Genomic DNA, 6,365 nt, shown 5'->3' on the forward strand with positions numbered 1-6,365 from the left:
GCGCATGAGCGGGAAACTGCCGTGCAAAGTGGCACTACTGAGCAATACCCGCATCGGAAATAAACGCGGCAAGCTCCGTTTTCTGTTCACTCATCCACTCGCCCAGCGCCTCAGGACTGCCTGAGACACGCGCAATTCCTCCCTGCTCTGCAATTCTGGCCGTCATTGCCTCAGTATTAATGATGCGGCCTAGTTCTTCATGGAGGCGCTCAACAATCTCTGGTGGGCTACCGGCGGTAACCAGAATGCCCTGGTAGGTGCCATCCAATTCACCAGGCATCCCCAACTCACGGAAGGTGGGAACATCCGGCAGTTCGGTCAACCGCTCCTCGCCGGTCACCGCCAACGGCGTCATCTGATGATTCAAGGCAAAAGGAAGCGTAGCGGTAGTACCGTTGAGCAACATGTCGCTCTCGCCGGATACAACGGCACGGGTAGCATCCGACCCGCCCCGGTACGCGATAACGTTCCACTCCACCCCCAACTCCTGCATTAGCCGAGCCGTCGTAATATGGTTATTGGCCCCAACACCGGAGGTGGCGACAGAGATGCCCAGAGGGTTCTCCAGTGAGTAGTCGATAAAGGCGTCAAAGGACTCAAAACCATGGGCGTTCGAAGCGCCCATCACATAAGGCGAATAGGACACCATCGTCACCGGGGCCAGATCCATCTCGATATCATAGGAAATATTGGTCAACACACTGGGTGCGGCTAACAGAGCGGTCAGGTCAGAGAGCAGGAGGGTATGGCCGTTCGGTGTTGCCTTGGCAACGAAATCGGCGCCGATATTACCGCCCGCGCCCGCCTTATTCTCGACAATAACCGGTTGGCCAATGGCGTCCGAAAGCTCAGGCGCAATATAGCGGGCCAGAATGTCAGACGTTCCTCCCGGTGCGAAGGGCACCACTATCCGTACGGGGCCACGAAAGTCAGCTGCCATGGCCGGCAAGGAAAGTGAAAGTGTCAACGCACAGGCCATAAATGACGAGGTGGCAGGCAAATTAGTCATCTTTATCATTGTTATCTCCGATGAGAGGGCTATAGAGCTAATGGGAGTGTTGCTTATATTCTGTTCGCTGTAGGTTTTTTTATGGCCTAACGGCCGGCCTTAAAGGGAAAATAAGCCAATCGCCTTAGTACTATGTATGTCGTCATACAAATAAGAAATGTAGAGACATCGGTTCCGGCTTGCCATTAGACTATGGTTCAGCCTATGTAAGCCTTACAGCTCAGGTGCGAGGCCGTCCCTGGCAAGATGTAGAGGAGAAACAACACATTACCCACATACACTTATACGTTATTTCAGTCATCCAAGACCAACGCTCCTACTATTCCTCTACTGCTTGGCCATGTTGCGCCTGATCAATAATCCGCCCCTCTGGCTGGTAGAAAACCTCGCCAAGCTCGACAATATGGTCACGCAGCATTTCCCAATCCGTATTGCCAACAATGGTATTGCGGCCATCCTCATAGGCAGCACCAAGGGCAGCATGGCTGTCGCCCCCTGCGGCAGTAAAGTTATTGGTAGCAATGATGTAGGTGTTCTCGGGATTAATGGCTTGCATCGCCCCTTCACGATTGACCTCAAGGCTAATCACCCGCTCCCCAGCAGGCCGCTGACTGTCGTACACCAGCTCAGTTCCTGACGATACCTGCAAAAAACCACCATTCTCTTCAGGCGCGTTGGCCAGGGCGATTTCAAAGGTTTCCAATAACTCAGCACCGGTCACCTCAAGCAGTGTTAAGCGATTGCCAAAGGGCTGCACTACAATTAATTCCCCAACGGTAACATCGCCCTTAGGCAGTGCCTCGCGGATGCCACCACTGTTTTGTATCGCCATCACCGTAGCGGGTTCAATCCGTTGCGCGGCACGCAGTTGACCATCCGCAATCAGGTTACCCAGCGCAGTTTCATTGGCACGTACACTCACGGCATCGCCATGACCATGGCGTGGGTTCGGTAGTTCACTAATAACGCTGGCACCCACCTGCTGGTCGCGCAGCGATTCAATGGCTTCGGTATAAGGGGCCAGCATGGCTAGTGCCTCGGGGTCTGCCTTACGCTCATCGGCAGCCAGTAGCTCACCGGAGACATTCTGAACGACTCCGTTGACATCAAAGGTAACCTGCATAACCCCCAAGTGCTGGCCATACTCACCGGCCTGACCTACCGCCGTGGGCGCTTTGGGTTCACCGGAATGGTTTTCGGTGACTAATGTCGGCGATACCACCCGGGTATGGCTATGACCACCGATCACCACATCAATCCCTTCCACGTGCTGAGCAAGCAGCAGGTCATTGCCAACGCTTGGATCGCTGTCATATCCCAGGTGGGTAAGTGCAATGATTTTATTCACTCCCTGGGCTTCAAAGCCTGCCACCATCTCCTCGGCTGCCTGACGATAGTCGCTAATACTAACCTGGCCAGGGCTGGAGATCGTCTCGCTATCCTGGGTGCTTAAACCAAAGATGCCAATTTGCTCGCCGCTGTACTCAACAATAATACCGTCGTAAAGATGACCTTCCTGAGCGTTTGCGCTGAGTGACTCACCCAACAACTCAGCAAACTCAGGCGCAGCGGAGAAGTCCAGGTTCGCGCCAACAATAGGAAATTCCGCCCCTTCAAAAAACGCTGCCAGCGCCTGATGCCCCTCTTCCGGGTCGCCCAAGTCAAACTCGTGATTACCCGGCACAAAGGCGTCATAACCCATCAGGTTCATAAACGTGAGCGCGTCCTGCCCCAGGAACTCGTTAAAGTAGAGCGTGCCAGAGAAAATATCTCCCGCATCCAGCAGCAGCCCTTCACCATAGGTATCACGTGCTTCGTTTAGTGTAGTCATCAGGTGAGGGTACTGGTCCGTTCGACCATGCAGGTCGTTGGTATGAAACAGCGTAAGGGTAAACGTATCCGCATTGGCGGCAGGGGCGACAACCAACAACGCTGTCCCTAGCGTCATGCCATAGCGCAGAAGATGCATGTGATAGCTCCTTTCATATTGATGTCATGGTTCACTGTTAGTGTGCCCTAAAGGCCTGACAAAACGGTGACACTTGTGGTGAAGCAAACACGCCCACCTCTTAGTGATGAAGAGATAGCGTATCTGGTGCAATTAGCCAACGGCAACGCACTGGCCAAACAACGCAGGCGCGACAAAAAACGTCGAGCACCTATCAATAAAAAAGACTCGGAATAAACACTCACATTACAAAAATGCGAGCACACAGATATTACTTTAGCGCCTCTTTAACGATCCGCGTAATACAACCCTCTGCTTTAATCGTGTCATAAGCCTGTGACAGGAACGTCATCTTCGCGTCATAGTAGGCTGCCACCCTTGGGGGAGCCAGTGCGGCAAGTTAGCAACGCTGACATGCCATACCTCTACACGCCACTCCAAGGGAACAACTCAATGCATAAAGCAGCACTAGCGTTCGCCGCAGCCACCACCACGCTATTGACCACCTCAACTGTTTACGCCGATGACGATTTAAGCCATGTTTGCCCTAATCCTATCCGCATGGCCGATACAGGTATCGAAGGTATGGGACCGCTAAAGGAAGCATTTGGCCCTTTTGCAGACGCCTTTGAAAACACCACCGGACTTGCGCTTGAAATGTTTAGCCTAAGCAACCGCACTGCTGCAGGCACCGCCCTTCAGTATAACGATGTCGATTTAGTGTTTGCCGGCCCCTCCGAGTTTGTACTCTTTGACCGCGAAAGTGATATTGAAATTCTATTTGCCATTGAACGGCCTCACTACGGCAGTAGTTTTTATGTACCTGCCAGCAGCGATATTGAAACACTTGAGGATTTAACCGGCCGCCGCGTGGCGCTTAAAGACGTTGGCTCCACCAGTGGGCATATTTTTCCCAGCCAGATGCTGGTGGATGCAGGCTTGGATATAAACCGGGATCTGGAGATCATTATGGCGGGTGATGCCCGCATTGCCGCACTGGTCAACGGTGATGTCGATGCCATGGGGGGTGGCAACCGTGATATCGAAGAAATTAATGCAATGGATCCTAGTGGCGAGTACCGCGTTATTGCCACCAGCGATACGCTACCAGGCGACCCTGTGGTAATGCGCGGCTCGCTGGATGATGCTTGCAAAACAGCGTTACGCGACACCCTAAGCGCCAATACCGATACGCTATGGAACGCCTTGATTGCCACCGAACGCAACGAAGGTAAGTTTCTAAACCGTGATTCCTCTCTTGGCTTTGGCCGTACCAACGAAGATTACGACATTGTTCGCCAGGCCTATGCAGCCGCTGGCATTCCTTTGTAATTCAAAACATAACAGCACATGGATGTGTCACTAAACAGGTTCGTCAACAATGTTCGTTAACTCAATTCACTTCCTGTACTTACTGCAGGGGGTTACCTGATGAATGCTATTGTCATCAATGATGTACACAAGTATTACGGCAAGCTTCATGTGCTGCGTGGTTTAACTCTCACCATACCTAAAGGCGAATGTGTGATTTTGCTGGGTGCGAATGGGTGTGGAAAATCAACACTGATGCGCTGCTTAAACGGCTTAACACCCCATAACCAGGGTACGATCCAATTATTGGGAGAGCCCCTGCCACCTCTCGCCAACACCCAGCTACGACGGTTACGTCAAAAGGTTGGTGTTGTCTTTCAGCAGTTCAACTTGGTGCAAAATGTCAGTGTTTTCCAAAACGTTTTATATGGCGCGTTAGGTCAGCAGCGTTTGGGGTTACTGACAACCCTCTCCTGCTTTGCCACCAATGAGCTGCGCGAGCGCGCCATGATGGCACTGGATCGCGTCGGGCTTGCCCATAAAGCACAGGATAACTGTCGCGACCTGTCCGGTGGGCAGCAGCAACGCGTGGCCATCGCCAGGACCCTGATGCAGGAGGCCGAAATCATTATCGCGGATGAGCCGATTGCCAGCCTCGATCCGAAGGCAGGGCGCAATATCATGGATCTATTGCTTGAAGTCGTCCATGAGCGCGGCTTAACCGTTCTGTGCACATTGCATCAGTTAGAGCTGGCACAACAGTATGGCGATCGCATCATTGGCATGAAGGCAGGCACCATTGTGCTAGATACACCACGCCAACAGGTTTCGCTGGTCGATATGCAGCAGCTTTATCACGGCGATACCCGTGTCGATCAAACACAGCCCCCCCACATGTTGAACTTAACGCCAGCCAATCATTGACAGTGACTCCCATGCCGACAACACAACGACACCGTACAGTGCTGCCACCTCGCCTGCGCCGCCCCTCGCTTTTTACATGGGGTATCGGCCTAACGTTTTTAGCCCTCTTTATACAGGGGGTAATGGCGACCAACGTAACGCTTGAGAGATTGATACGTGGCGCCGTTAACCTTGGGCACTTTCTAGGACGCGCCTTCCCACCTGACCTAAGTAATTTCGATATATTGGCGTGGTCCATGTTTGAAACACTCAATATCGCTATTGTAGGCGTAACATTGGGCGTGATTTTAAGTGTGCCTTTCGCGCTGCTAGCTGCCCGCAACACCTCACCTGCCCCCTGGGTGCGCAGCATCACGCGTTTAATGATTGCGACGATGCGCACCATCCCGGACTTGATTTGGGCACTGATTTTCGTCGTTGCTGTGGGCTTGGGTCCCATGGCTGGCGTCCTGGCCATCGTCATGGATACAATCGGATTTGCAGCACGTTTTTTCTCAGAGCGGATTGAAGAAGTACATCCTGGTCCATCCGATGCTTTAGCCGCGACAGGCGCAGGTAGGCTATCGGTCATTGGCGGCGCCATTTTGCCGGAAACATTGGCATCGATGACCGCGACCAGCTTATACAGTGTGGAAAAAGCGCTACGTTCCGCCGTCACTTTGGGCTTGGTAGGCGCAGGCGGTATCGGGGTTGAGTTGGCAGCCGCCATGCGCTTGTTTAATTATGATCGCGCCCTCACCATTATTTTAGTGATCCTGGTAGTCGTTATCGGTTTTGAACAGCTTTCATCACAGATCCGCAAGCGGGTAATGTAACGAGGCTGTAGAAAAAACCGATTTCGAGTCGTCTCCACCGCCTCTCGTCCTAATTTACTTACTCAGCCAGTCATCTGGCTGAGTCATCTTAATATCGGCATTTAGCCACTTGAGCGCCCAGCTAAAGCTTGTTTAAGTCGGCCTTTGGCTCTTAGAAAGCAACTTATCCCACTCTAAGCCCTTCAGGACGCGGCTAAGTTACCGTAATTCGCTAACTTCTCAATATTGTGCACCAAGCAGTAGAGCTGCCACTGACCTTGCACCTTTTTCTTACCCCGAAGGCTGAAGCGGTTCAGTCTTTTCGTCGTGCCAAGGTTGCCAAAGACGGGTTCCACGACAGACATACGATGGCTGTAAA

The 6,365-nt window shown here is 52.5% G+C and carries 6 protein-coding genes; 3 read left to right on the plus strand and 3 right to left on the minus strand.

Annotated elements, in window-relative coordinates; genetic code table 11:
• Positions 1-34: 34 nt before the first annotated feature.
• Together HP566_RS00785 and HP566_RS00790 are read right to left on the minus strand one after the other, a co-directional pair.
• The gene (locus HP566_RS00785) at positions 35-1,018 is read right to left on the minus strand and encodes a Bug family tripartite tricarboxylate transporter substrate binding protein (protein ID WP_249975340.1); all 984 of its coding nucleotides are present in this window, start codon (positions 1,016-1,018) and stop codon (positions 35-37) included.
• 310 nt (positions 1,019-1,328) lie between these two features.
• On the minus strand, positions 1,329-2,978 hold the full coding sequence (locus HP566_RS00790) for a bifunctional metallophosphatase/5'-nucleotidase (RefSeq protein WP_249975341.1): 1,650 nt from the start codon (positions 2,976-2,978) through the stop codon (positions 1,329-1,331).
• A 432-nt stretch (positions 2,979-3,410) separates the two neighbouring features.
• Here HP566_RS00790 and phnD point away from each other — a divergent pair, with 432 nt between their 5' ends.
• From phnD to phnE, 3 genes are all read left to right on the plus strand, one after another.
• On the plus strand, positions 3,411-4,289 hold the full coding sequence (phnD, locus tag HP566_RS00795; RefSeq protein WP_249975342.1) for a phosphate/phosphite/phosphonate ABC transporter substrate-binding protein: 879 nt from the start codon (positions 3,411-3,413) through the stop codon (positions 4,287-4,289).
• A 99-nt stretch (positions 4,290-4,388) separates the two neighbouring features.
• Positions 4,389-5,192, plus strand: a complete 804-nt coding sequence (locus tag HP566_RS00800) for a phosphonate ABC transporter ATP-binding protein (RefSeq protein WP_249975343.1) — start codon at positions 4,389-4,391, stop codon at positions 5,190-5,192.
• 11 nt (positions 5,193-5,203) lie between these two features.
• The gene (gene phnE, locus HP566_RS00805; RefSeq protein WP_249975344.1) at positions 5,204-6,007 is read left to right on the plus strand and encodes a phosphonate ABC transporter, permease protein PhnE; all 804 of its coding nucleotides are present in this window, start codon (positions 5,204-5,206) and stop codon (positions 6,005-6,007) included.
• A gap of 182 nt (positions 6,008-6,189) precedes the next feature.
• Here the strand turns inward: phnE and HP566_RS00810 are convergent.
• Positions 6,190-6,365, minus strand: a 176-nt coding sequence (locus HP566_RS00810) for a transposase (RefSeq protein WP_425348161.1), incomplete at its 5' end; no start/stop codon positions are given.

This window comes from Vreelandella olivaria, from assembly GCF_023507745.1.
GTDB lineage: Bacteria > Pseudomonadota > Gammaproteobacteria > Pseudomonadales > Halomonadaceae > Vreelandella > Vreelandella olivaria_A.

What these genes read in the sequence shown, in the direction of transcription:
- HP566_RS00785 (WP_249975340.1), bottom strand. Translation starts at nt 1,018, where the DNA reads ATGATAAAGATGACTAATTTGCCTGCCACCTCGTCATTTATGGCCTGT.
- HP566_RS00790 (WP_249975341.1), bottom strand. Translation starts at nt 2,978, where the DNA reads ATGCATCTTCTGCGCTATGGCATGACGCTAGGGACAGCGTTGTTGGTT.
- phnD (WP_249975342.1), top strand. Translation starts at nt 3,411, where the DNA reads ATGCATAAAGCAGCACTAGCGTTCGCCGCAGCCACCACCACGCTATTG.
- HP566_RS00800 (WP_249975343.1), top strand. Translation starts at nt 4,389, where the DNA reads ATGAATGCTATTGTCATCAATGATGTACACAAGTATTACGGCAAGCTT.
- phnE (WP_249975344.1), top strand. Translation starts at nt 5,204, where the DNA reads ATGCCGACAACACAACGACACCGTACAGTGCTGCCACCTCGCCTGCGC.